Here is a 24,112-nt window from a genome sequence, read left to right on the forward strand (position 1 = left end):
CCCCTTATTTTCCCTGGCGCCGGGCCTCCAGCGAGGCCAGCAGGATCCGCTCGCACAGCGTGGGATAGTCGATCCCCACCGCAGCGGCCTCCTGGGGCACCAAGCTGGTGGGCGTCATGCCGGGCAGCGTGTTGATTTCCAGAAAATATACGCGGCCGTCCGGGCTCAGGATGAAATCCGCCCGGGAATAAACACTCAGGCCCAGGGTGTTATAGACCTCCAGAGCCGCCCTGCCCAGCTGCTCCTCCACCTCCGCGCTGACGGGAGCGGGACAGATTTCCTCCGCCGCGCCGGGCTGGTACTTGTTCTCATAGTCATAAAAGCCCACCTTGGGCACAATCTCAATGGAGGGAAGCGCTTTCCCCTCCAGAACGGCGACCTGAAGTTCCCTTCCGGATATGTACTGCTCGATCACGCTGCGCCCGCCCAGCGCAAGGCCCGACTCCAGCGCACCGCGCAGCTCCTGCTCCGTCCTGGCAATGTATACGCCGATGGAGGAACCGCTGTCGATGGGCTTTACCACGCAGGGCAGCTCCGTGGACCCCACCAGGCTGTCGATGTCCTCCGCCCCATAGCTGACGGTCTTCCAATCCGGGGTCAGAACGCCTTTGGGTGCCACCAGGCGCTTGGTCAGGTCCTTATCCATGGCGATGGCGCTGCCCAAGTAACCGGAGCCGGTGTATGGGATGCCCAAAAGGTCAAGCGCCGCCTGAACCCTGCCGTCCTCGCCGCAGGAGCCGTGGAGGGCCAAAAACACGGCGTCGGCCATGGCGCACAGCTCCAGCACGCCCTCGCCGAACATGCTCTCCCCGCCGCACTTGCGGCTCTTTTTAATCTCCTGCAAATCCGGGGCCTGGCGGGACACGCGGCGCAAATCCTCCGGCAGCGGGGCGGAAAAGAGCTCCTCCAGCGCTCCGCTGCAGCCCTCTGTCCCAAAAAAGAGATCCACAAACGCGGCCTGATGTCCGCGGCTGCGCAGCGCCTGGCAGATCATGATGCCGCTGGAGAGCGACACATTGCGCTCCGGGCTGAGGCCTCCGGCCAAAACAACGATTTTCATGGTTCTTCTCACTCCTTTGGTCTGCCGCGGGTCGGTTTGCGCGGCATGGAACCTTTTTCATCAACCTATTATAACAGGATACACTTTAGCACAGAAGGCTCCGGAATACAAGGGAAAAAGCGGGCGCATCAGGGAGTTTCCCCTCTGTCCGCCCGCTTGATTTCATTCGCCCAGCCAGTCGAAAAAGCCGGTCTGTTTCCCTTCCAGCAGCGTCTTTGCCGCGCAGAGCATCTGGGCCGCGTCCGCCCGGGTCACCTGCTCGCTCATCTTCGTGCTGCCGAAGCTCCCGGTGGCCAGCACATTCACCGACTCCATGTTGCCCACGGCCTGGGCCGCCCAGGAGGGCACGCTGTCCCGGTCGGCGTACCAGGTTTCCACGTCTACGTCGCTGACGGAGAGCACCCGGTTCAAAATGGTGGCGGCTTCGTTGAAGCTGATGGGGGAATTCGCGGAAAATACCACGCCCGCGTCCGTGGTTACGCCCCGGATCACGCCCTCTTCCACAGCGGCCGTTGCATAGGACTTGGCCCAGGTGGGGATGGCTTCATCGTCGGAAAATCCGGTGAGATTCACAGCCTCTTCCGCAGCAAGGCCGGCGGTCTCCATGGTCATGGCCAGGAATTCGCCCCGGGATACGGCGCGGTCCGGCTCAAAGAAATAGCTGCCGCCCACGTTGGCGCCGGTGAATACGCCGCACTCCGCCAGGCGGATCGCCGCGGTCTGGGCGGCAGAGCCCTCCAGGTCGGCGTAAGTGACCGGGGTCTTGGCTTTGGTCACAGTGATCTTCACCGTGGCGGGAGACGAGGTTTTGCCGTCCGCATCGGTGGCGGTGTAGGTGAAGCTGTCGCTGCCGGTCTTCTCCGACGTGTAGGTGAAGCTGTCGCCCTCCACCGTGACGGTGCCCTTTTTGGGCTCGTCCGCCAGAGCGTAGGTCACGCCCTCCGTGTTGCTCTGGAATTGGCCGGTGTAGGGGACGCCGCGGTAGGCGCTGATCTCCAGCTCCCTGGCGATGGGCGCGCCCTCCGCCGCTGCGGGCGCCTCCTCCTTGGGCTGGATTCCAAACAGAGCCGCGGCCGGCTGGGTGGTCAGCATTGCCAAAGTGAGGGCCAGGAAAAGGCTCATTTGCCATCTGAACTGTTTCAAAACGAATACCTCCTGTTTGATTTGGATAGAAGTATTGTTTTCCACAGCTGCAAAAACTATGCGCGCGTATGCGTCTGCGAGCGGCGTGCCAAGCATGCGGCCACGTGCAGTCACGACCGGAACTTTCCCGCCCGCAAGGGAACTGCCCGCTTTTTTTGCTGACAAATCTGGTTTGAACTGCCAAAGCCTATCGGTTCCGCAGCCAGTCCGGCAAAGACCGCTTCTTGATGCCGGACACCACGCCCATGGCGCAGAAGAGTGTCACAACCGAGGACCCGCCGTAGCTGAAAAATGGCAGCGTCAGCCCGATCACCGGCATGACAAAAAGGCACATTCCGATATTTTCCACCGTTTGAAAGATCAGCATGGCCGCCATGCCCACGCAGATATAGGCCGACATCCTGGTCTTTGCCCGCTTGGCCACCATCAGGCACCGGACGATGATGGCGGCCAGGATGAGGATGATCCCAAGGCAGCCCAACATCCCCAGCTCCTCTCCGGCCACGGAGAAAATGAAGTCCGTCCAGCGGGCGGGAAGGGACCCGTCATAGCGCGCCTGCGTCTGGGTGCCGTTCAAAAAACCCTGGCCGGTCAGCTGCCCGGAGCCAAGGGCCAGCAGGCTGCGTGTCTGCTGCCATCCCTTCCCCAGGGGGTCATAGGAGTGGTCAAAAAGGACGATGAACCGCTCTTTCATATAGGAGGGGATCAAATCCATGGCCCAGAGCGCCGTAATGCCGCCGCCGGCCGCGGCGAAGGCCAGTACGAACCACCGCAGCGCCACACCCGCCGCAAAAGCCATGCAGATGAAGATAAAGACATACACCAGGGCGTTGCCCATATCGCTGGAGATCACATAGTAATAGCCGCACAGCAAAATGGTGTGGCCGCCGATGAATGCAATGGCGCTGATGGATTTTAAATCCCGCTTCTCCTCCTGGAGCCACTGAAGCTGCCGGGCCAGCAGGATGGAGAAAGTGATTTTAATGAACTCCGCCGGGCCGATGTTCACCGGCATCCCCGGGAAATGCACCCATGCCCGGTTTCCATAGACCTCCTTGCCGAAAGGGATCAGCAGCAGGATGAACACCACATTGAAGGCCACCAGCCACTTCCACTTCTTTGACAGCTCCTCGATGTCCACCATGGAGAAGAAAATATAGCACAAAATCCCGATACAGAGCGCCGCCGCCTGGACCACCACATATCGGTAGGTGTCCTTGTAGCGGGTGGCGCTGTAGATCAGGGCCAGGCCGTAGCATGTGGCCGTACAGCACAGCGCCAGCAGGACCAGGTCGGCCTGCTGAATAAAATCAGATATAATGCTCTTTAGACGAGTGAACATGACACGCTCCATCTCATTATCTTTTGGCATCTTCCATATTCTGGCCGTGATGGTATAGTATACCACAGGCTGGGTTTTCTGTAAACCAACATTCTGTAAACAAGCTTTTCCTTTTCAACCGGGCTGCATTGTGATATACTATTTTGCCGAACAGGAATTGAGGAGGGTGGGCAATGGAGTATCTTTCCCACAGCGAGGCAGAGACAGAGCGGATCGGAGAGGCGCTGGGCGCTCGGCTCCGGCCGGGAACCGTGCTGGCGTACCGGGGCGGCCTGGGAATGGGCAAGACCGCCTTTACCCGGGGGCTGGCCAGAGGCCTGGGGTGCTCCGGACGGGTCACCAGCCCCACGTTTACAATTGTGAACGAATACGAGGGCGCCGTTCCCCTCTTTCACTTTGACATGTACCGGCTGGAGGACTCCGACGCCCTTTTCGACATTGGGTGGGAGGATTATCTGGACCGGCGCGGCGTCTGCGCCGTGGAGTGGAGCGAGCGGGTGGCCGACGCCCTGCCGCCCGGCACCCTCTGGGTGGAGCTGCGGCGCCATCCGGAGCAGGAGGACTGGCGCATCATCACGGTTACAGGAGGACAAGACCATGAAATTACTGGCTCTGGAGACATCGGCTAAGGCCGTCTCCGCCGCCGTGGTGGAGAACGGCTGCGTGCTGGCCTCCGCCTACCAGTGCGTGGGGCTGACCCACAGCCGCACGCTGATGCCCATGGTGGAAGCCATGCTGTGCAGCAGTGAGCTGTCCCTTGCCGACCTGGACGCCATCGCCGTGGCCGCCGGCCCCGGCTCTTTCACCGGCATCCGAATCGGCATCGCCGCCGCCAAGGGCCTGGCCTGGGCCAGGGAGCTGCCCTGCGTGGGCGTTTCCACCTTGGAGGCCATGGCCCAGGGGGTCGCCCACCTGGACGGTGTGATCGTCTGCGCCATGGACGCCCGCCGCGCCCAGGTCTACAACGCCCTCTTTGAGGCAAAGGACGGCGTTTTGACCCGGCTCTGCCCCGACCGGGCCATCTCTTTGGAGGAGTTGGGCGGTGAATTGAAAACTTGCAAAAAAAACAAAATCATAGTTGGAGACGGCGCGCAGCTGTGCTATAATGATTTGTCGAAAAATGGGATTGGCTGCCGCATGGCCCCCTCCCGTCTGGTGATGCAGCACGCCGTGGGCGTGGGCATCGTGGCCGAACGCATGGCGCAGGCGGGGCAAACCGTCGCTGCCCAGGACCTGAAGCCGGTCTACCTGAGGTTATCCCAGGCGGAGCGGGAACGAAACAAAAGAATAGGAGCTGTCCAACATGAATGAAAACGTGCATGTCCTGAACCACCCCCTCCTTCAGCACAAGCTGACCATTTTGCGCAATGAAAATACCAGCACAAAGGACTTCCGTGAGCTGGTCTCCGAGATCGCCATGTTGATGACTTATGAGGCGACCCGCGACCTGCCCCTGGAGGAGGTCACGGTTAAGACCCCCGTGGACACAGGCACCTTCCAGACCCTCTCCGGAAAAAAGATGGCCATTGTCCCCATCCTCCGGGCGGGCCTCGGCATGGTGGACGGCGTGCTCAAAATGATTCCCGCCGCCCGGGTGGGCCACATCGGCCTGTATCGGGACCCGGCCACGCTGAAGCCTGTGAAATACTACTGCAAGATGCCCGCGGACATCGCCAGCCGGGATGTGCTGATCGTGGACCCCATGCTGGCCACCGGCGGCTCCGCCTCCGCCGCCATCACCTTCATGAAGGAATACGGCTGCAAGCACATCAAGCTGATGGACGTGCTGGCCGCTCCGGAGGGGATTGAGCGCATCCAGCAGGAGCACCCCGATGTGGAGATCTATGTGGCGGCTGTGGACAGCCATCTGAACGACCACGGCTATATTGTCCCTGGCCTGGGAGACGCAGGCGACCGCATCTTCGGCACCAAGTGAGGAAAAGCGCCTCCGTCCTGTGACGGGGGCGCTTTTTTATCGCCTTTACAGCACGTAAAAATACACGGCCAGATAGTGGAAAAAGGATCCGGCCAGGATCAGCAGGTGGAACAGCTCGTGGAACGTCCACTCTGCGGAGAAGTTGGGCCGCCTGACGGCATAGAATACCGCGCCCACCGAATAGCACAGCCCGCCCAGCGCGATCAGCGTCAGGCAGGGCTGCCCTATGGTCAGAAAATCCCTTGCCACAAAGACCACCGCCCACCCCATGATGAGGTAGAGGACTGTGGACAGCACCCGGGGCGCGTTGATCCAGAGCAGTTTGAGCAAAATACCCGCGATGGCCACACCCCAGAGCACCAGGCAGAACCGCTGCCCCTTGGGCTGAGGCAGCAGCACCAGGGAAAAGGGCGTGTAGCTGCCGGCAATGAGCACATAGATCATGCTGTGATCCATCTTCCGCAGCACTCGCTTGACGCCCCCGCTGGTGATATCGCCGGGATAAAAATGATACACCGCGCTTGACGCATACAGCGCGATCATGGAGAGACAGAAGCACATGGCCGCCGAGACGGCCATGGCGGAGCCGTCGCCGCTTGCGGCACGCGCCAAAAATAAAAATCCTCCTATCAGCGCAAGCACCGCGCCCAGCGCATGGGTTCCGCAGCTGACCGGGTCCTGTGCATTGTGAAACAACTTAGCCATATGATTTCCCCCGACTCGTAATATAGTATTAATTATTATATTACATCGTTTTAAAAAATATTTCAAGTGGGATTCAGCTTTTCTCACAGGTATTTTATCCCGATTCAGGCGCGGATACGCGTCGGACCCGAAAGTAAAGAGCCACGGCTGACGCCGTGGCTCTTTGTTCAATATAAAACGTAGGATTGCAGGGCTTCCGCGTCTATGTCGTAAATGGCATAGTAATGCCTTGAGTCATACTCATTGCTGATAAGCAGCAGGGTGTTTTCATCGATCTGGATGCCCTCCTGTTCCAGCCATTGGGTGTGCTGATTGGCCCAGGATATCTCCTCAATGCGCTCAAACCCCTCCGGAACGTCATTGAGCAGTTGGATTACCCCTTTTTCATGGGTCTGGAAGGAAAAGACCAACTCCTCCCCTGTCAGTCCGGCGCTGGCGGTTCCGCTCTGATTCCATATCCGGTATGTACAGTCCTCTCCGGCCCGGCGGGCCATTTCCTCCACATGGGCTACCCAGGGCCGGGCCGCCTCGTCCCAGAGGATGGACATATCCCGCTCAGCGTGATCCTCTTTCCAGCCGCTCCAATTGCTCAGGGAGATATCGCTTCCGTCGGTCACAAGGAAGCTGTAGGTGTTCTCCGCAATCCCGGCGCCCAGGTCATCTCCCTGGCCGCGGGTCGCGTCACAGCGCCATAAAAACCGGTCCGCGCCGTTCACTGGCTCATAGATCACATCCGTGAGCACCGCCCCGCCTCCGGCGGCTGTATTCAGGATCCGCAGCTGGCATGGGACGCCAAGGCCTACCTTTTTCAGGAATTCATCCATGGCCGCTCCGTTTTCCACGCCCTTGGGGCCGCTGACAAGGCAGCCGTCCCTATCCTCCGGCCCATAGTCGCGGCTCAGCTCCTCAAGCGGCAGGAAGCCGTAAGGCGTTTCGGCGGTGATGGGGCTTTCGCCTATGGCAAATTCCGCGGCGTAGTGCTTACCGCACAGTTCCATGACAATACGGAACACCCCTTCTTCAAAGCCGGTCAGGTCGTAATTGGAAAGGCGGCAGCGCAGCGCGGCGGTTCCCCCGGCGGGAATGGTCAGGGACTCCTCCGGCCAAAGGGCCGATTCGCGCTCCGTCAGCTGACGCCAGCCGCCGTCTATGGAGGTCTCTATTTCAAAAGCCCCGCCGGACTCCGCGTCCGTCCCGGTCAGGTTGTCCAGGAAAATTGTGACCTCCTCCACCGACGAGTCGTAGGCCGGCCACTCGGAGGAAAGGCGGAACGCCTCTCCCATGTCCTGCTCTCCATAAGGGCTCTCCTCCAGACCGCTCTCCACCGGGCCGGGAGTCTTCGCGCACCCTGTCAGCCACACCGCCAGGCCAGCCGCCAGCCAAAGGGCAAGAAACCGCTTCATTCGTCCATACACCTCTTCAATCGTATGCAATACAATCATTAGACGATCAAAAACTGGAAAATGTTTCATGAGTCTTTCGGTCAAACTGCACAAATAATTTCCTCTATTTTCTCCCTGTCCCTCCCGCCTCCCTTGGATTCCCACCGGAAAAAAGATTGCAATTCGCGGCAAAACACAGTATAATAAAGCCACAATCCAAGACTGATAGCTGTAACGAAGTGCTGTGCGCACGGGCTGAACACTATCACTCAGCTGCTGCTCGAGTGTATCAAACCAACCGGGGTTTGATACATTTTTTCTTACCTCAGGCAGCGGTTTGCCCATTCAACAACAGACATAAAGGAGGCCATCGTATGTATTTACTGGCAAACGGAAAACTGATCACCCGCGACAGCGACCTTCCCTATCTGGCCGACGGCGGTGTTGTCACCGACGGCGGCAGGATCATTGATGTGGGCGAAACCGTTAGGCTGAAGGAGGCGTACCCCCAGGCGGAATTTGTGGACGCCCGGGGTGGGGTCATCATGCCTGGCCTGATCAACGCCCACACACACATCTATTCCGCCCTGGCCCGGGGCCTGTCCATCCAGGGCAACAACCCCACCAATTTCTTTGAGGTGCTGGACGGCACCTGGTGGGCCATCGACCGCCACCTGGACCTGGAGGCCACCCGCGCCTCCGCCCAGGCCCTTGTGATCGATTCCATCAAGCAGGGCGTCACCACCATTTTCGACCACCACGCCTCCTATTGCCAAATTCCCGGATCGCTGATGAAAATTGCCGAGGTGACCCGGGAATACGGTATGCGCGCCTGCCTCTGCTACGAGGTCTCCGACCGGGACGGCGAGAAGAAATCCCTCCAGGCCGTGCGGGAAAACGCCGACTTCATCGCCTACTGCGAGCAGGAGAAGAGCGACATGCTCAAAGCCATGTTCGGCGGACACGCCCTGTTCACCATCTCCGACAGGACCTTTGAGCGCATGGAAGCCGCCAACGGCGGACGGGTGGGGTATCACATCCACGTATCCGAGGGCATGAACGATGTGTACGACAGTTTGCAGACCTACGGCCGGCGTCCGGTCCAGCGGCTTCAGGACCACGGCATTCTGGGACCAAGGACCATCCTTGGCCACTGCATCCATGTGAGCACCGCCGAGATGGACCTCATCCGCGCCACCGACACCATGGTGGTCAACAACCCCGAATCCAACATGGGTAACGCCGTGGGCATCTCCCCCATCCTGCCCATGTACCGCAAGGGCATCCTCCTTGGCATGGGCACAGACGCCTACACCAACGATATGCTGGAGTCGCTGAAGGTGGCGCTGTGCTCCCAGCGGCACAATGCGTGCCTGCCCAACGTGGCCTGGTGCGAGGTGACGGATATGCTCTTTAAGAACAACGCCAAAATTGCCAACCGTTCCTTTGAAGCGCCATTGGGCGTCCTGAAGGCCGGGGCCGCGGCGGATGTGATCGTCATGGACTACAAGCCCTTCACGCCCTTTGGCAGCGACAACATCGACGGCCACATGCTCTTCGGCATGACCGGACGACAGTGCCAGACCACTATGATCAACGGCAGGCTCCGCATGGTGGACCGGGAGTTGGTGGACATCGACGAGGAGGCCGTCAACGCCCACGTCCTTGAAAGCGCCAAGCGGCTCTGGGGCCAGCTGAATCACTGCACCTATTGAGTATGGGGGATACGCAGGCCAAAGAGCTCCGGCTGGAGTTCATCCAATATTTAAACAGCCACTATCACTACGCGCGGCCCGGCAACATGGCAAGCAATGTGCTTTACACCTATTACCATGACATCGGCATGCCGTTTGGGGATATCTTTTCCAGCAGCCGCTCCATGGATGCCGCCCGGCAGCTGCTGGAGTCCCATTTTGCCGCCATTGGCCGCAAGGACCCAAAAGGCCACGCCGCCGTCCACTACGGCTGCTGGCTGAAGTTTCGGGAGTTTCTTCAGGCTTCCGGACGCACTGTGCCTGATGGCGCCGCCCGCTGAGGAAGATACCGACGTTTGAGGAGGAAACGGATTATGTCTGAATTGATGACCCCCATCCCCTTTCGGGAACTGATGACCTGGATCACCACGGAGTACCAGAACGAGGGCTCCGTCTTCGGTGTCCACCGCCCCTATCGCGCCGGGGTGAAAAAACTGCCCATTTTTGGAGAAACCATTGAGACGCCCTTCGGCCCCGCCGCCGGGCCCAATACACAACTGGCCCAGAATATTGTGGCCGGCTACTTTGCCGGCGCCCGGTTCTTTGAGCTGAAAACCGTCCAGAAGATGGACGGCGCGGACCTGGCGGCCTGCATCAGCCGTCCCTGCATCCTGGCGGAGGACGAGTGCTACAACTGTGAGTGGTCCACAGAGCTCTACGTCCAGCAGGCATTTGAGGAGTACGTGAAGGCCTGGTGCGCCTTAAAAATCCTGTCAAAGGTCTACGGATTGGGCGATCCCAGCGGGTTTGTGTTCAACATGAGCGTGGGCTATGACCTGGCGGGTATCCGGGGAGAGAAGATCGACTCCTTCCTGAACGGCATGATCGACGCAGGGGAAACCCCCATTTTTCAGGAGTGCATCCGCGTCCTGAAGGAGCTCTTCCCCGCCGAGGAGGGGTACATCGACGCCATCACCCCCCACGTCTCCGGCTCCGTGACAGTCTCCACCCTCCACGGCTGCCCGCCCGATGAGATCGAGCGCATCGCCTCCTATCTCCTCCGGGAAAAGCACCTGCATACCTTTGTCAAGTGCAACCCCACCATTTTGGGCTACGAGACCGCCCGGACCATTTTGGACGAGATGGGCTACGACTACATCGCCTTTGACGACCACCATTTCAACGAGGATCTCCAGTACGGCGACGCCGTCCCCATGTTCCGCCGCCTGATGACCCTTGCAAAGGAGCAGGGACTGGAGTTCGGGCTGAAGCTCTCCAACACCTTCCCGGTGGATGTGAAGGCCGGAGAGCTGCCAAGCGAAGAGATGTACATGGCCGGCAAGTCCCTCTTCCCCCTGACCACCACCATGGCCGCCCGGATCGCCCGGGAGTTTGACGGCCAGCTCCGGCTCAGCTATGCCGGCGGCGCCGACTACTTCAACATTGACAAGCTGTTTGCGTGCGGCATCTGGCCCATCACCATGGCCACCACGGAGCTCAAACCCGGCGGCTACCAGCGCTTCTCCCAGATCGGCGACAAGTTAGACGCCCTAAATTTTGTCCCCTTCACAAAGGTGGACGTGGGCGCCATCGAAGCCCTCTCCCGCGCCGCACGGTCCGACAAGTACCATGTGAAGGCCGTCAAGCCTCTGCCCCGGCGCAAGCTCTATGAGAAGGTGCCGCTGATTGACTGCTTCACCGCCCCCTGCGAGGGCGGCTGCCCCATTGGCCAGGACATCCCCGAGTACATCGAGCTGTGCAGAAAGGGCCGCTACGCCTCCGCTCTGCGGGTGATTACGGAGAAGAACCCCCTGCCCTTTATCACCGGCACCATCTGCGCCCACCGCTGTCAGACCAAGTGCACCCGCAATTTCTATGACGAGGCGGTCCAGATCCGCTCCACCAAGCTGGTGGCCGCGGAGCGGGGCTACGATCAGCTGATGGATAAGCTGACGCCGCCCGCCGTCGCCGATTCCCGCGCAAAGGCCGCTATCATCGGCGGCGGCCCCACCGGCATGGCGGCCGGCTACTTCTTGGGACGGGCCGGGATTCCCGCCACCATTTTTGAGCAATCCGGTCAGTTGGGCGGCATTGTCCGCCAGGTGATTCCTTCCTTCCGCATCTCCGACGCGGCCATTGACAAGGACGCGGCGCTGGTAAAAAAGATGGGCGTTGAGGTCCGGCTGAATACGAAGGCCCCCTCTGTGGCGGAGCTGAAGGCCCAGGGCTACACCCACATCTTCTTTGCCGTGGGCGCCTGGAAAGCCGGACGCCTTGACATCCCCGGCAATGTGGTGCCGGTCATCAGCTGGCTGAAGGACCTGAAGGCCGGCAGGGAAGCGCCCCTGGGCCATGTGGCTGTGGTGGGCGGCGGCAACACCGCCATGGATGCCGCCCGGGCCGCTCTCCGGGCTGGAGCTGAGTCCTCCACCCTTGTTTACCGTCGGACAAAGAAGTATATGCCCGCCGATGCCGAAGAGCTGGAACTTGCCATCCGGGACGGCGTGGCGTTTTTGGAGCTGGTCTCTCCCGTGGAGCAGAAGGACGGCAGGCTGCTCTGTGAAAAGATGCGCCTGGGCGAACCGGATGCCTCCGGACGCCGCAGGCCCGAGCCCACCGGCGAAACCGTCTCCATCGACTGCGACACGGTGATCTCCGCCGTGGGAGAGCAGGTGGAGAGCGAGCTGTTCACAGCCAACGGCATCCACGTGGACAGCCGCGGTATCCCCGACTTCCAGACCAATCTGGAGAACGTCTACGCAGGCGGCGACGCCATGCGGGGCCCTGCCACCGTGGTGGAGGGCATTGCCGACGCCCAAGCCTTTGCCAATGCGGTCATCGGGCAGTCTCACACCTTCAAAATGCCAGCCCATGCCATTGCAGACCGGGAGTCCGCCCTTGCCAAAAAAGGCGTGCTCTGTGAATCCGCGAAATGCGAGGGGGACCGGTGCCTCAGCTGCAATGTGGTGTGCCAGGTCTGTGCCGATGTGTGCCCCAACCGGGCAAACGTGGTCATTCAGCTGCCGGACGGCCGCCATCAGATTCTCCACGTGGACCGGATGTGCAACGAGTGCGGCAACTGCGCCGTGTTCTGCCCCTATGACAGTGCCCCCTACCGTGACAAATTCACCCTCTTCCTGAACCGCCGGGGCTTTGAGGAGAGCGTGGACAACCAGGGCTTCCTGCCCTTGGGCGGAGGGAAAGTGCTGGTGCGCCTGGCCGGCAAAGTCTTTGAGGCGGATCTGGCGGGCGATAATCCTCTGCCCGCCGACATCGAGGTGCTGATCCTTACTGTGCTGAATAAATATGCCTATCTGATCGGCTGAGTCCATTTTAAAAAAACCGCCTGGACGGATTGCGTCCAGGCGGTTTTTTATGATTGAGCCTTGTTCCAATTGACCGCTGTGGAACTGTCTGCACTTCAGCACTTTCCAGCAGAGTGTCCCGCTCTGAAAAAACAGTTTAAAAAAAGATCGCCTCCCTGTAGCATTTCTTCCCTTTGAAGGGTATTCCAGATAGAAAGGAGGGAGAGCTTGGAACAGCCCGAGGAGATTGTCCGCCGCTACGGCGATATGGTGTATCGGCTGGCCTATGCCCGCACCCGGAGCCGCAGCGACGCCGACGACATCTTTCAGGAGGTTTTCCTCCGGTATTTCCGTATTCCCCGCCGCTTTGAAAGTGAGGAGCACCGCAGGGCCTGGCTGCTGCGGGTGACGGCCAACTGCGGCAACAGCTTCTGGTCCTCGTCGCGCCCCAGCAGTCCCCTGCTGGAGGATCTGCCCTGTCCCACGCCTGAGGAATCCGGTCTGAAAGAAGCAATAGACTCATTGCCGCCCAATTACCGAACAGTGATTCACCTTTACTACTATGAGGGCTATTCCACGGAGGAGATCAGCCGCCTTCTCCACCGAGCCTCCTCCACCGTCCGCACTCAGCTGACCCGAGCAAGGCGACAGCTCTCCCAATTGCTGAAAGGAGACCTATGAGATGTTTGAAGAAGCCTATCGCGCCATGAACGACCAACTCCATCCCGGCACCGAATTGGTGGAGAGCACCCTCCGGCAAGTCCGACACCCACCCCTCCGGCGCGGTGCGGCTGCCGTTGCCGCTGCCGCCCTGCTGCTCTGCGCCGCCACGCCGCTGGCCGCCCGGACGGAACCCGGCTATCAGCTTCTATACGCCGTTGCCCCCGCCGCCGCCCAGTTTTTCCAGCCCGTTCAGGAAAGCTGCGAGGACAACGGCATCCGGATGGAGGTGGTGTCCGTCCAGACGGAGGGCGACACTGCCCAGGCCTATATTGCCCTGACGGACTTGACCGGCAGCCGCGTGGATGAGACCACCGACCTCTACGACAGCTGCTCCATGCACGTCCCCTTTGATTCCTCCGGCCACTGCGAGTTGGCGGCCTTCGACCCCGAGGCGGGGACCGCCCTCTTCCGGGTAACTGAGCAAACCATGAGTGGTCAGGCGGTTCCCGGGGGGAAGATGACCTTTTCCATGAGCTGCTTTCTCAGTGGGAAAAAATCGACAGAGAACCTGACACTGGATATTCCCCTGACGAAGTACGCCCAAGAGGCGCCGACCACCGACGGCTACCAGTGCCGGGGCGGCGGCTATTCCGCCCCCAATGGCAAAGCCATGCTGGAGGACCCTCCCATGTTGGAGCCGGGAAGCGCAATCGCAAATCCTGTCAATGGATTTTCCATTACAGCAATTGGATATGTGAACGATCTCCTTCATATCCAGGTGAAAATCGAAGACTTACCCAAAACCGACGGCCACTGCTTCCTGCGCTTGGAGGATGCGGAGGGGAATGCTGTGACCAGCCTCTATTCCGCCGCCTTCACTGGCGGAGAAGAGCGGGAGGACTACTATGAGTTTGTCTTTGACCTTGCCCCGGAGGAACTGGGCCCCTACAGCATCTGCGGCGACTTTTACACCTCCGGCCGGTATACGGAAGGCAGCTGGCGCGTCACCTTTCCCCTGAACCGGTCCTAATCCTCCCCGGGGCGGCTGCAAAGAAAAGACTCCGGATATTCCGGAGTCTTTTCTCATCGGATGGAGCTGGTCCTGTAGTCCCAGCCGCATCCATCCAGCCGCTCAATGGCAGAGGCCACGCAGTCCACCAAAGCCTCCGTCATCTTTTTTCCTTTTTCCGCGGTGGCCCGGGTGGCGTCGCCGGTGGCGGCGCAGTTGGTCAGCTCGGAGAAATCCCATTTGATGTCGATGTGCTCCGGCAGGTTGTCAGGTACCACGCAGGAGGCGTTTTCCGGCTGGCACCACTGGGGATAGAGGTAGTAGGCGATGGAGCTCTCCCCTTCCCCGGCGTGGCCCAGCCCGTTCCAGACCTCAAAGGTCCCCGGAGGCAGCAGCTCCCCCGCCGTCACCCACCAGGCCGGCAGGCAGGCGATCCGTGCCTCCGGATGGGTCTCCTTGATCTTCCGGCTGGCAATTTCGATGGGCGCGATGTTTCCGTCATGGCCGTTCATGAGGAAGATGTGCCGGATGCCGTTGCGCAGCACCGACTCTAAGATGTCGCAGATCACCTGGGTCACCGTGTCGTATCCCAGTGTCAGGGAGAAGGGGAAGGAATCATAGTGGGCACTGTAGCCCACCGTCACCGGGGGCAGCACCAGCAGTCCCCGCACCCGCTCCGCCACACGGCACGAGAGCATGTGGGATACCAATGTATCGGTGCCGGAGGCAAGGTGCTTCCCGTGGGCCTCGCAGGATCCAACGGCCAGAATCGCTTTGTCGTATCCTCCCCTCTCCACCTGCTCCGCGGTGAGTTTCATCAATTCATGGGTTTCCATAAAGTCCTCCTCTAAACCCGGGCGGGCTTCAGCGTCCAGCATTGAAGCCGGGTGGCCTCCACCACGTTCTCCGCCCGGAACGATTCTTCCCAGAGAATCCAGTTCCCTCCGAACCGGTAGGCCGAGTCCACATAGTCGGCGGCGCTCAGGCGGCCTCGGCGCACCGGCACCCGCTCCACCCCGGTGCGCAGCGCCTCCGCCATGGTGCAGAGCATATCCGCCGGGTTCAGAAGGTTTTCTCCCACCGGGTAAAGGGATTTGAGCTGCTTGTAGCCCAATACCGTCTCAAACTGGCCGTAGGCCGCCTCCGCTATCTCCCGGACGGGGACGGTTTCCGTCCTGATCCGGGAGGGTTCGTCCTGTTCCGGACCGTAGAGCAGCTCCGGGATCAGCGCCCGGCCCGTCAGGCTCCGGGCCAGGAGGGAAAAGAGCTCTGACGCGCAGAGCATCCGCCCTCCAAGAGAGGAAAAGCTCACCAGGCCGTCGACGCTCCGGGCATATTCCCTCAGATCCTGGACGGTGATAGGTTCGATACCACTCTTCTCATAGCGCATGGCCTCCGTGGCCGTAATGTACTCCACATTCTCCTTTTCAAGGGTGTAGAGCAGGAATCGGCGCAGAGCTTCGATATTCTTCTCCAATTCTCCCGCCGCGCGCAGCGGTGCGGGACGGCACACGGACGGATTTTTCCCGCGGGCAAAATTCACCTCGTCCCAGAACTCCGTGCAGGCCAGCTCCGTGGGATGGTCGTACACACTGAGAAACACCACATCCTCCCCCTGCAGGTCCATCTGGTCGAATGCCCGGCAGAGCCTCTGGAACTGGTCCGGCTCATGTCTGGAGTGGATCAGGTTCACAAGTCCGCTCATAGTGAACAGTCCTTCGTACCAGAAGGGTCCGCCGTTCACATTCAAAATAGGATGGGCGTCCAAATAGGTGGGCACGCCCATTTTCCGCACCGCGGCAAACGCTTGGGGCGCCCAGGCAAATCCAGGGTGGCCATAGCTGGTCAGGCGCTGGCCCACGATGGCGGCCAGATGGTCAAACCCGGGCTTTTCCCGGCGGTAAAACTCCTCGGTCCCGGACCGGAATCCATAGTGGTTTAGGTACTCTGTGGGCAGCGGGTGGACACTATGGCGGGTGGTGTGGAAGCTCAGCTCATGATTTGGAAGAAGCCGGAGGATGTCCTCCCTCCCCCGCTCCTTCAGCACCGCGGCCTTTCGGGTACAGAATTTCAGCGTGGCCCGGACTCCGATGGAATCCAGCATTTGAAGGAGCTTGAAAAACGCGTCGTCCGATTCCGGCGTCAGGTAGTCCTCCACATCGAACCACAGCAGCACCTTGATCTGCTTCATATCATCCCTCCTGAACTCATATTGTTCTTGTCTCAAAATGGCGGCGCAGCTCCTCCACCGTCCGAATGCCGCAGGAGAGCAGCACCAGCAGCTTCAGCCTGGCCTTGACGCCGCTTAAGCGTCCGCACAGAACGCAGCCCATGGCGCGCAGGTCCCTCGCGCTGCCCGGGTAGTCGTAGAGCTCCAGCGTCTCCCCGTCGGGGCAGCGTGAGGCGATCAGAACCGGCACGCCCCTCTCCGCCAGCGACCGTATTGGGGCCAGCGACCGGGCGGGCAGGTTTCCGGCGCCCAAGGCCTCGATTACCAGTCCGTCAAGCCCCTCCCGGGGACAACACAGCTCCCAGTCAAGGCAGGCCCTGACCACCGCCACCCTGCCGGTGAGCTCACGGACGGGGTAGACGCTCTCCCGGTCCACACGGCGCCAACAGCGCACTCGATCGCCGCAAACCCGGCCGACCGGCCCCCGGTAGGAGGTGAAGGCATCGATTCGGGCGGAGTTGTGCTTGACCACGTCCGAACCGCAGTAGAGCTGCTCGTTAAAATGGACCAGAACGCCTTTTGACTCATCGGACCGTGCCGCCGTTAGGGCGCCCCGCAGGTTTCCGGCCGCGTCCGCGTAAGGCTCTCCAAAGCTCTTCATGGAGCCGGTGACCACCACCGGCTTGTCCGACGCCGTCCAGAGGGAGAGCAGATACGATACCTCCTCCAGCGTGTCGGTACCTGTGAGCACCACGGCGCCCGCAGCCTCCTCCCGCTCCAGCGCGGCGTTCACCTCCCGGGCAAGGCCCGCGATGTCCCGCAATGTCAGGTCACTGCTCTGTTTGCTGCAGACCTCCCGCAGCAAAAGAGCGCCCTCCGGCATCTCAAGCGCCCGCAGGATGTCTCCGCCGCCAAGAGACGGCACCGCCGCGGAGCGCTGCGGGTCATAGCGGCAGGCAACCGTGCCGCCCAAGGTAAAAAGGACCACCTGTCTCTCCATTTTTCCTCCACTTTGCAGGAAGGGCCCATTGCCTGGCAATGGGCCTTTCCTCTTATTTATGATAGACGTCGGGCCGGCGGTTGTTCAGCCCGCCCATGCTCTCCTTGCAGGCGCTTTGGTAATCCATATCCAGCGTGGCATAGATGATGTCCTCATGGTTGCCCGCGACGGCCACAGGCGTGCCCCAGGGATCCACCACCCGGCTGCGGCCAAAGGGGTGCTCCCCACCCACAAGGCCATACTGATTGGCGGCGCAGACCCAGGTCTGGTTCTGCAATGCCATGGCGTTGATCAGCGTGTCCCAGTGATCCGTCCGGGGCGGCAACGGATTTCCGCCCGGAAAGAACGCCATGATGCACAGAATTTCGGCGCCATCCAACACCAGCGTGCGGGCCAGCTCCGGGAAGCGGCAGTCGTAGCACAACTGAATGCCCACCCGTCCAAAATCCGTATCCAGTACGCAGGTCTCGCTGCCCGCCTCTATGTTGTCGGACTCCTTATAGCCCAGGGCGTCAAAAAGGTGAATTTTGGCATACTTGCCCAGGAGATTGCCCTGGCGGTCGATGAAGGCCGTGGTGTTTCGGACCTTGCCGCCCTCCGCCCGCTCGGTGATGCTGCCGGGCAGCAGGTTGACGTGCAGCTTTTTTGCAAGCTTCGCCATGGCGTCGGTGTAGGGACCGGGAATGGGCTCCGCAATCTGCTGGAACTCCTCCCCGGAATGGGCCAGGAAGTTGTTGCACTCCGGCAGCATAATCAGGTCCAGGTCCGGCATTCCCTCCGCCGCCCGCTCCACCATCTCCAACGACTGCTCCAGGTTTTCCCGGGGCGTGGCGCCAGTGGCTCCACGCTGGCAGATGGCAACTTTAATCAATTTTTTCATGTTTTACACACCTTTCCAGAATTTACGCCGCTATGCCAAGAGGCTTGGCAGCCAGGTGCTCAGCGGAGTGATAAACGCCACCGCCAGCAGGGCAAGCAGGATGGGCAGATAGAAGGGCTTCGTCCCCCGCACCACGGTTTCAAGGGATTCACCCGTCACAGAGCTGAGCACAAAGAGGCACACGCCCACAGGCGGCGTTGCCGCGCCGATGGTGACGGCCAGGGCCACCACCACGCCCAGGAGGATCAGGTCGATGCCAAAGGCGTTGGCAATGGGCACCAGAATAGGCACCATGACCAGCTGAATGGAGGTGCCGTCCATAAAGCAGCCAAGAAACAGCAAAATGGCCATGATAATCAGCAGCACAATATATTTGCTGTCCGTCATGCCGGTCAGCGCCTTGGTGATGGCCTGGGGCACCTGCTCCTTTGTCATGATCCAGGCCAGCACATTGCCGATGCCCATGAGGAACATGATGGAGGCGGAGGACATCAGGGTGTCCCTCAGCGCCTGGAGCAGCCCTTTGAGGGAAAAGGTCCTGTAGATGATGCTGACAAAGATGGAGTATACGCAGCCGATGATGCCCACCTCCGTCGCGGTGGCAAACCCGGTGGAGATGCCGACCAGCAGAATCACCGGACACAGCAGGGCGAAGATGCTGTGTTTTGTCGCGTCCCAGAGGCGTTTGGCGCTGAAGGGTTCAGGCTCCGGGCATTTCACCTTTCCCCGGGCGCACATGACGTACACGCACACCATCAGCACGGCGGCCATCAGCACGCCGGGCACTACGCCGGCCATGAACAGCTTGCCGGGCGAAACGTTGGCCAATGACGCAAACACCAGCAGCACCACGCTGGGCGGGATGATGGGTCCCAGAAGTGAGGAGGCCACCGTAACGCCGATGGAGAAGGAAATGTCGTAGTCCTTCTTCTTCATGGCCTCGATCTCCACCATGCCAAGCCCCGCGGAGTCGGCCACGGCTGTGCCGGAGATTCCGGCGAAGATCACGGAGGAGATGATGTTCACCTGGGCCAGTCCGCCTTTGATGTGGCCCACCAACGCCTCGCACCAGTCGAAGATGCGGTGGGTGATGCCCCCGCTGTTCATCACATTGCCTAAGAAGATGAAAAAGGGCACGGCCATCAGCGTGTAGCTGCTGATGCCGCCGGAGATGAGGCTGGGGATGATGACGGGATCCAGCCCGCAGAACAAAATCGCGCAAAGCGCCGCGATCGCCATGGCCATGGAGACCGGGGCCCCCACCACAACCAGCAGGATCAGCAGCGCGAACATAATCACGGCAACCATCAGGCAGCGCCTCCTTCCTCATTCTTTCGGAACAGCCCGATCACGCCCTCCACAAAGGACGCGCAGTTTTTCAGGCCCATCGTCACAAACCCGATCAACAGCGCCAGCGAGCGCAGCTGGAGCGGATAGGCGGCAACGATGGTGTAATTCCCCTCCTGGGAGAGGAAGAGCTTCCAAGTGTAAATAATGGCCACAACCATAAAGGCTGTTACAAGGGCGTACACAATCACATCGATCACTTTCTGCAGCCCCTTGGGGAACTTCTTTACAAACAGATCCACGTAGATATCCTGATGTTCATTGACGATCTTGCACATGCCCAGCAGGGCAAACCACAGCAGCATCAGTGTGCTGTACTCCTGGAGCCAGATGAAGGATTTTCCCAGGAAGTTGCGCTGGAAGATTTCGTAGGCGTTGAGAACAATGGCCAGGGCCAGGAGAACCAATGCGATGCCGCTCTCAAGCTCCACGATCCAGCCGTACAGTTTCTTTATCGTTTTCATGAAACTCTCCTATTGTCTCCTTGTCTCCGGACAGACCGGATTGTGCCTTTGGCGCTCCCCGCCTGCCAAGGCGGGGAGCGTCCTTTCTGGAGATACTCTTACAGAAGACCCAGGAACTGGGCCACCAGCTCGGGGATGTTGCCCTTGGCCGCCTCCTCGGCATAGTAGTCGTGGAGCGCGTCCTGAATCACACCGCAGTCAAAGTCCATATTGAACTGGGCTCCCTCGCCCTCCAAACGGGCGATCATCTCATCCGTGAAGGTGTAGAGCTCTTCGTTGGAATAGGCGGCCGCGTCGTTGGCGGCTTTTACCAGAGCGTCCTGCTGCTCCTGGGTCAGGCTGTTGAACTTATCAAGGTTCATCACAGGCCAGAGCTCCTGGGGATAGCAGTTCATGTAGGAGACATAGGGGCCCACTTCATAAAAGGCCATGGACTCCACGTTGGACACCGGGCAGTTCACCGCCTCCACGGTGCCCTGCTGCAGCGCCATGTAGCATTCGGAGTAATTGACCACCGTGGTGGAGACGCCCAAAAAGCTCATGGCGTTCATGAAGGCGGCGGAATCCGCGGAGCGGAGCTTGGTGGCCTTCAGATCGTCCAGGCTGTTGATGGGCTTGGTGGAGCAGGTGACATAGTAGGGGCCCCGCTGCCAGCTTCTGTCGGAGCAGAGCATCTTGAAGCCCGCCTTCTCCATCTGCTGCATCTGCAGATCGCCGAACTCGCCTGTGACCAGCTCCAGGTAGTCCTCCCACTCGGTCATCAGGAAGGGGCTGGAGGTGAAGAGCACGTCCACGCCGTAGCCGGAGTAGAAGGTGGAGCCCTCTATGTACATGTCAATGGTGCCTAACTGCATGTTGTTGACGGTGGTGGTGCTGTCGCCCAACTGTTCGCTGGGATATATCTGGACCTCCACGGAGCCATTTGTGTATTCCTTGACCAAATCGGCAAAGTGCTGGTAGGTCTTGCCTTCAAAGCTGTCTTCCGTCACCTTTGTGGCGCAGGAGAGGACAATGGTGTCTCCGGAGGTCTGGGAACCGGCAGAGGAGGCGGAAGCGCCGCCGGAGGAGGACGCGCTGCCCGAGCCGGAGCCGCCGCATCCGGTCAGCAGGAGCGAGCAGGCCATGGCCGCCGCCAAGCAGATTGCAAGAGTCTTTTTCATGGGATATTCTCCTTTTCTTTTTATTGTGAGGTATCGTTCCAATACCCTCTGAACAGTTATTTGCGGTTGATCCAGTCGGCGGAATCCTCAATTCCGTTCATCTTCAGCGCGTCGTGGATAATGGGGAAGAAATCGGACATCTTTTTACCAGCGCGGAAGCTGTCGAACATGCCGCCGGGCTCCTGCTCAAGCTTGTCGCCGGCCTCGGCGTGTTCCAGAAGCTGTTCGCACTCCTCCGGCTTCATCACCAGAACGCCCTCCGCGTTTCCAAATACGATGTCGCCGGGGTTCACCACAACGCCGCCGCACTGGATGGGCTCATTGAACGTGGCCTTGCGATCCTCCACAATGGTGGTGGTCAGTACGGAGAGTCCGGTGGAAAAGACGGGCAGTCCCACCCGCTCGATGCCGGCGGAGTCACAGGCCGGGCCGTCAATCACAATGCCGGCAACCCCCTGGCACTGTGCGTTGAGGGCGCAGCCATCGCCACAGCAGGCGTGCATGGGTTCCCCGCCCCGGTCCACCACGATGACGGAACCCTTGGGCGCGTGCTCGGCGGCATAGTAGAGCATCAGGTTGCTGTCTCCGGTCATGCGGACGGTGACGGCGGGCCCGACAACCTTAAAGCTTTTTACCACAGGCTTGATGTCGGTGTTCATATAGCCGCTTTTAACATAGTGGCCGATCTGCGCGGGATCCACTTTCATAAAGCGGTCAACAAGCTCTTGAGTCCATTCCATTTTTTACGCTTCCTTCCCTTTTTGCTACTGCTGATGGCAGCTCAAATTTTACATCAAGTTTCATACTAAGTCTCGTACTTGATGTGACAAATTATAGTAAATATCCGGTTCAAATGTCAATACTCCTTTTTACAAACAAGAGAATCTTGTTGAAATATACGAATTTTTTAAATAGTTTACGTGCAATACACCCATAAATCGACTTTATGCGCCTTCCTTTTTGGAAATTTTGATAGTTTGATATTAAGTTTCATACTATATTAAAGGCATATGCAGGAATAATTGCATTGGAACTATGCATGTATCATAAAAAACAGAACTGTCCACACTTGAAAAAAAGTCTTATCCGGTGTATGCTAAGGTCATACAAAAATAGAGAACAAGGGGAAATATCATGAAATCTGCAGGCTTGAGAGAGCAGCTTCTATCGGCAGCGGAGAAGCTGTTTGCAGAGCAGGGGTATGCAAATACCACCGTGGATCAGATCGTCGAGGTGGCCGGGTGCTCCAAAAGCACCTTTTACCACTACTTTGAGGCCAAGGAAGAGCTGGCCTGTACGCCGGACCTGTATGACTATGCGTATGAGCAGTGGTATGAAACGGCCAGGGACACCGATGAAAATGCCATCTCCAAACTCCACGCGCTCAACCGCGTGTTTCTGTCCAAGCTGGAACAGACCTATGACCTGGACCGCGCCTCCGCCACCTGCCGGTTTGAAGTCGCCACAAAAAACCGGGGGAGCTACATCGGCAGCAACCGCTCCTATAACCGTATCATCCGCACGCTGATCAAGGAGGGGCAGGCCAAGGGCGAAATCCGCGACGACATCTCCTTTGTGGAGCTGTCCAAAGTCTACAGCCTCCTGGAGCGGGGCATCATCTTCGACTGGTGCATCTCAGGCGGCACTTACTCCTTCATGGAATTCGGCACCCGCTCCATGGACATCCTTCTGCGGGGCTATCTGCCGGTGGAACCCTAAGGCGGCGGAACATACGATTAAGCGGATTGGAAAAGCGCTTGCGGCGGCAGCGCTTTTCTTTTTTACAAAAGAGTCAGGCCGGACGATGTTTGAAATATCGTCCGGCCTGACTCTTTTGTAAAACCACTCTCAAAATTAGGAAAAATCAGAATTTCAATTTGTAATATCTTGTGGTACACTCTTAATATTAAACTAAGTATCATAATTAATATCACACTTTTAGTTCTGTTTTTTACTAATCGAGGGAGTGCCATGTCTCTTTACATCAGTAACAGGCAGTTATCCAAAATTGAATCCTCCTATCAGGGCCTTCCTGTTTTGCTGGGGACCTCCCGGCTGCGGCTTCAGCGCAGAGTGTTTCCTCAGGACTACGAGTTCAGCCGCCTGCTGCTGGACACCTTTGAACTGGTGAATCCGGAGTTCGGCGAGCAGGCCTATCCCCTGCTGCCCTACAGCGGATTTATCGCTGTGTTCCTCTTTGAGGACATGTCCTCTGGCGCCAGCCTCTGCGGCCCCACCACCGCTTTGAAAAAGCTGACGCTTCCGCCCCGCTCCAGGGCCTACTGCGTCAGGTTCCGCCCCGGCACCGCCGGGTGGCTGATCAATGCCTGCGCCAATGAGTTTACCGACCGGTCCGTCTCCCTCCTGCCGTTTATGGAGACTCCCTCCGGGTTTTTAAGCGCTTTGCGGCGGGGCGAATCCTTCCATGAGCGCAACGTCCTCCTTGGAAGGCGGCTCTCCGCACGAAAAGCCTCACAATACATACCGCCCGCCCAGGTTTCCCGCTGCATCGACCTCATTTCATCTGAGCGGGGCGTCATCAAGGTCTCGGCGGTGGCGCAGGCCGCCGGATGCAGTGAGCGCTACTTAAACCGCATCTTTCAGGAGCGGGTGGGCGTTTCCACCAAGCTCTTTTGTGAACTGACGCAGCTGCAGTACTCCCTGTACACCATTGTCACCACCAAGCCGAAATCCCTGATGAGCACGGCCATTGCCTGCGGGTACTTCGACCAGACGCATATGAACCGCTCCTATCGCAAGTTTCTGGACTGCACTGCCAGCGACATGCGGTATTTGGACGAGGGCAGCGTCAATCTGCGGCGTGTGGATTCTATTTTATAGTTCTGTTTGGA

At 59.4% G+C, this 24,112-nt stretch carries 23 protein-coding genes; 10 read left to right on the forward strand and 13 right to left on the reverse strand.

The genetic code is table 11. The features are described from left to right. Positions 1–4 precede the first annotated feature (4 nt). The 3 genes from KQI82_RS11130 to KQI82_RS11140 all read right to left on the reverse strand — a co-directional run bounded on the left by KQI82_RS11130 (position 5) and on the right by KQI82_RS11140 (position 3,575). Positions 5–1,060: a D-alanine--D-alanine ligase family protein gene (locus KQI82_RS11130; protein WP_216632824.1), complete on the reverse strand. Its 1,056-nt coding sequence runs from the start codon at positions 1,058–1,060 to the stop codon at positions 5–7. 162 nt (positions 1,061–1,222) lie between these two features. Beyond that, positions 1,223–2,203 (reverse strand): Ig-like domain-containing protein, encoded by a 981-nt coding sequence (locus KQI82_RS11135; protein WP_241426697.1) that lies wholly within the window; start codon positions 2,201–2,203, stop codon positions 1,223–1,225. A gap of 187 nt (positions 2,204–2,390) precedes the next feature. Then, complete coding sequence (locus tag KQI82_RS11140; protein WP_241426698.1) at positions 2,391–3,575, reverse strand: FtsW/RodA/SpoVE family cell cycle protein; 1,185 nt, start codon at positions 3,573–3,575, stop codon at positions 2,391–2,393. 143 nt (positions 3,576–3,718) lie between these two features. Between KQI82_RS11140 and tsaE the strand changes: the two genes are divergently transcribed. From tsaE to upp, 3 genes are read left to right on the forward strand one after another with little or no spacing between them, the layout of a single operon-like run. After that, a complete protein-coding gene (gene tsaE, locus KQI82_RS11145; RefSeq protein WP_187333754.1) occupies positions 3,719–4,174 on the forward strand; it encodes a tRNA (adenosine(37)-N6)-threonylcarbamoyltransferase complex ATPase subunit type 1 TsaE in 456 nt (151 codons plus the stop codon). Next, complete coding sequence (gene tsaB / locus KQI82_RS11150; protein WP_187333753.1) at positions 4,143–4,856, forward strand: tRNA (adenosine(37)-N6)-threonylcarbamoyltransferase complex dimerization subunit type 1 TsaB; 714 nt, start codon at positions 4,143–4,145, stop codon at positions 4,854–4,856. The genes tsaE and tsaB overlap by 32 nt, the downstream gene beginning before the upstream one ends. Continuing rightward, on the forward strand, positions 4,849–5,481 hold the full coding sequence (gene upp, locus KQI82_RS11155) for a uracil phosphoribosyltransferase (protein WP_187333752.1): 633 nt from the start codon (positions 4,849–4,851) through the stop codon (positions 5,479–5,481). Before tsaB ends, upp begins: the two co-directional genes overlap by 8 nt. Positions 5,482–5,526: 45 nt before the next feature. Here upp and trhA read toward each other — a convergent pair whose 3' ends face one another. Together trhA and KQI82_RS11165 are read right to left on the reverse strand one after the other, a co-directional pair. Next, positions 5,527–6,186, reverse strand: a complete 660-nt coding sequence (gene trhA, locus KQI82_RS11160; protein ID WP_216632825.1) for a PAQR family membrane homeostasis protein TrhA — start codon at positions 6,184–6,186, stop codon at positions 5,527–5,529. A gap of 167 nt (positions 6,187–6,353) precedes the next feature. Next, a complete protein-coding gene (locus tag KQI82_RS11165; RefSeq protein WP_216632826.1) occupies positions 6,354–7,589 on the reverse strand; it encodes an immunoglobulin-like domain-containing protein in 1,236 nt (411 codons plus the stop codon). 353 nt (positions 7,590–7,942) lie between these two features. Here KQI82_RS11165 and ssnA point away from each other — a divergent pair, with 353 nt between their 5' ends. The 5 genes from ssnA to KQI82_RS11190 all read left to right on the forward strand — a co-directional run bounded on the left by ssnA (position 7,943) and on the right by KQI82_RS11190 (position 14,260). Continuing rightward, on the forward strand, positions 7,943–9,283 hold the full coding sequence (ssnA, locus tag KQI82_RS11170) for a putative aminohydrolase SsnA (RefSeq protein ID WP_216632827.1): 1,341 nt from the start codon (positions 7,943–7,945) through the stop codon (positions 9,281–9,283). 2 nt (positions 9,284–9,285) lie between these two features. Further along, the gene (locus KQI82_RS11175) at positions 9,286–9,603 is read left to right on the forward strand and encodes a hypothetical protein (RefSeq protein ID WP_216632828.1); all 318 of its coding nucleotides are present in this window, start codon (positions 9,286–9,288) and stop codon (positions 9,601–9,603) included. A gap of 33 nt (positions 9,604–9,636) precedes the next feature. After that, positions 9,637–12,588 carry a putative selenate reductase subunit YgfK gene (ygfK, locus tag KQI82_RS11180; RefSeq protein WP_216632829.1) on the forward strand — a complete coding sequence of 984 codons (2,952 nt, stop codon included), beginning with the start codon at positions 9,637–9,639 and terminating at the stop codon, positions 12,586–12,588. Between the two features lie 207 nt (positions 12,589–12,795). Next, positions 12,796–13,248 carry an RNA polymerase sigma factor gene (locus tag KQI82_RS11185; RefSeq protein ID WP_241426699.1) on the forward strand — a complete coding sequence of 151 codons (453 nt, stop codon included), beginning with the start codon at positions 12,796–12,798 and terminating at the stop codon, positions 13,246–13,248. Position 13,249: 1 nt separating this feature from the next. After that, positions 13,250–14,260 carry a DUF4179 domain-containing protein gene (locus tag KQI82_RS11190; protein WP_216632830.1) on the forward strand — a complete coding sequence of 337 codons (1,011 nt, stop codon included), beginning with the start codon at positions 13,250–13,252 and terminating at the stop codon, positions 14,258–14,260. Between the two features lie 53 nt (positions 14,261–14,313). Here KQI82_RS11190 and KQI82_RS11195 read toward each other — a convergent pair whose 3' ends face one another. The 8 genes from KQI82_RS11195 to KQI82_RS11230 form a co-directional block, all read right to left on the reverse strand. Next, on the reverse strand, positions 14,314–15,075 hold the full coding sequence (locus KQI82_RS11195) for a creatininase family protein (RefSeq protein WP_216632831.1): 762 nt from the start codon (positions 15,073–15,075) through the stop codon (positions 14,314–14,316). A gap of 11 nt (positions 15,076–15,086) precedes the next feature. Further along, positions 15,087–16,430, reverse strand: a complete 1,344-nt coding sequence (locus tag KQI82_RS11200) for a polysaccharide deacetylase family protein (protein ID WP_216632832.1) — start codon at positions 16,428–16,430, stop codon at positions 15,087–15,089. Positions 16,431–16,446: 16 nt separating this feature from the next. Further along, positions 16,447–17,409, reverse strand: coding sequence for an asparaginase (locus KQI82_RS11205; protein ID WP_216632833.1), 963 nt, complete (start codon positions 17,407–17,409; stop codon positions 16,447–16,449). Between the two features lie 52 nt (positions 17,410–17,461). Beyond that, on the reverse strand, positions 17,462–18,289 hold the full coding sequence (locus KQI82_RS11210) for a carbon-nitrogen hydrolase family protein (protein WP_216632834.1): 828 nt from the start codon (positions 18,287–18,289) through the stop codon (positions 17,462–17,464). 30 nt (positions 18,290–18,319) lie between these two features. Beyond that, on the reverse strand, positions 18,320–19,597 hold the full coding sequence (locus KQI82_RS11215; protein ID WP_216632835.1) for a TRAP transporter large permease: 1,278 nt from the start codon (positions 19,595–19,597) through the stop codon (positions 18,320–18,322). Next, a complete protein-coding gene (locus KQI82_RS11220) occupies positions 19,597–20,100 on the reverse strand; it encodes a TRAP transporter small permease (protein WP_216632836.1) in 504 nt (167 codons plus the stop codon). The genes KQI82_RS11215 and KQI82_RS11220 overlap by 1 nt, the downstream gene beginning before the upstream one ends. A gap of 98 nt (positions 20,101–20,198) precedes the next feature. Beyond that, complete coding sequence (locus KQI82_RS11225; RefSeq protein ID WP_216632837.1) at positions 20,199–21,260, reverse strand: TRAP transporter substrate-binding protein; 1,062 nt, start codon at positions 21,258–21,260, stop codon at positions 20,199–20,201. A 56-nt stretch (positions 21,261–21,316) separates the two neighbouring features. Continuing rightward, positions 21,317–22,000, reverse strand: coding sequence for an RraA family protein (locus KQI82_RS11230; RefSeq protein WP_216632838.1), 684 nt, complete (start codon positions 21,998–22,000; stop codon positions 21,317–21,319). Between the two features lie 394 nt (positions 22,001–22,394). Between KQI82_RS11230 and KQI82_RS11235 the strand changes: the two genes are divergently transcribed. Then, positions 22,395–22,979 (forward strand): TetR/AcrR family transcriptional regulator, encoded by a 585-nt coding sequence (locus KQI82_RS11235; protein WP_216632839.1) that lies wholly within the window; start codon positions 22,395–22,397, stop codon positions 22,977–22,979. Between the two features lie 252 nt (positions 22,980–23,231). Further along, positions 23,232–24,101: a helix-turn-helix domain-containing protein gene (locus KQI82_RS11240; RefSeq protein WP_216632840.1), complete on the forward strand. Its 870-nt coding sequence runs from the start codon at positions 23,232–23,234 to the stop codon at positions 24,099–24,101. The last annotated feature ends 11 nt before the right edge of the window (positions 24,102–24,112 follow it).

Origin of the sequence: Dysosmobacter acutus, assembly GCF_018919205.1 — a bacterium.
GTDB classification, from domain to species: Bacteria; Bacillota; Clostridia; order Oscillospirales; family Oscillospiraceae; genus Oscillibacter; species Oscillibacter acutus.

Bases quoted from the DNA above. Each gene is read 5' to 3' on its own strand.
- KQI82_RS11240 (WP_216632840.1), top strand. From the start codon at position 23,232: ATGTCTCTTTACATCAGTAACAGGCAGTTATCCAAAATTGAATCCTCC.
- KQI82_RS11220 (WP_216632836.1), bottom strand. From the start codon at position 20,100: ATGAAAACGATAAAGAAACTGTACGGCTGGATCGTGGAGCTTGAGAGC.
- tsaB (WP_187333753.1), top strand. From the start codon at position 4,143: ATGAAATTACTGGCTCTGGAGACATCGGCTAAGGCCGTCTCCGCCGCC.
- KQI82_RS11210 (WP_216632834.1), bottom strand. From the start codon at position 18,289: ATGAAAAAATTGATTAAAGTTGCCATCTGCCAGCGTGGAGCCACTGGC.
- KQI82_RS11140 (WP_241426698.1), bottom strand. From the start codon at position 3,575: ATGCCAAAAGATAATGAGATGGAGCGTGTCATGTTCACTCGTCTAAAG.
- KQI82_RS11130 (WP_216632824.1), bottom strand. From the start codon at position 1,060: ATGAAAATCGTTGTTTTGGCCGGAGGCCTCAGCCCGGAGCGCAATGTG.
- tsaE (WP_187333754.1), top strand. From the start codon at position 3,719: ATGGAGTATCTTTCCCACAGCGAGGCAGAGACAGAGCGGATCGGAGAG.
- KQI82_RS11225 (WP_216632837.1), bottom strand. From the start codon at position 21,260: ATGAAAAAGACTCTTGCAATCTGCTTGGCGGCGGCCATGGCCTGCTCG.
- KQI82_RS11195 (WP_216632831.1), bottom strand. From the start codon at position 15,075: ATGGAAACCCATGAATTGATGAAACTCACCGCGGAGCAGGTGGAGAGG.
- KQI82_RS11200 (WP_216632832.1), bottom strand. From the start codon at position 16,430: ATGAAGCAGATCAAGGTGCTGCTGTGGTTCGATGTGGAGGACTACCTG.
- KQI82_RS11215 (WP_216632835.1), bottom strand. From the start codon at position 19,597: ATGGTTGCCGTGATTATGTTCGCGCTGCTGATCCTGCTGGTTGTGGTG.
- ssnA (WP_216632827.1), top strand. From the start codon at position 7,943: ATGTATTTACTGGCAAACGGAAAACTGATCACCCGCGACAGCGACCTT.
- KQI82_RS11205 (WP_216632833.1), bottom strand. From the start codon at position 17,409: ATGGAGAGACAGGTGGTCCTTTTTACCTTGGGCGGCACGGTTGCCTGC.
- trhA (WP_216632825.1), bottom strand. From the start codon at position 6,186: ATGGCTAAGTTGTTTCACAATGCACAGGACCCGGTCAGCTGCGGAACC.
- KQI82_RS11165 (WP_216632826.1), bottom strand. From the start codon at position 7,589: ATGAAGCGGTTTCTTGCCCTTTGGCTGGCGGCTGGCCTGGCGGTGTGG.
- upp (WP_187333752.1), top strand. From the start codon at position 4,849: ATGAATGAAAACGTGCATGTCCTGAACCACCCCCTCCTTCAGCACAAG.
- KQI82_RS11230 (WP_216632838.1), bottom strand. From the start codon at position 22,000: ATGGAATGGACTCAAGAGCTTGTTGACCGCTTTATGAAAGTGGATCCC.
- KQI82_RS11175 (WP_216632828.1), top strand. From the start codon at position 9,286: ATGGGGGATACGCAGGCCAAAGAGCTCCGGCTGGAGTTCATCCAATAT.
- KQI82_RS11190 (WP_216632830.1), top strand. From the start codon at position 13,250: ATGTTTGAAGAAGCCTATCGCGCCATGAACGACCAACTCCATCCCGGC.
- ygfK (WP_216632829.1), top strand. From the start codon at position 9,637: ATGTCTGAATTGATGACCCCCATCCCCTTTCGGGAACTGATGACCTGG.
- KQI82_RS11235 (WP_216632839.1), top strand. From the start codon at position 22,395: ATGAAATCTGCAGGCTTGAGAGAGCAGCTTCTATCGGCAGCGGAGAAG.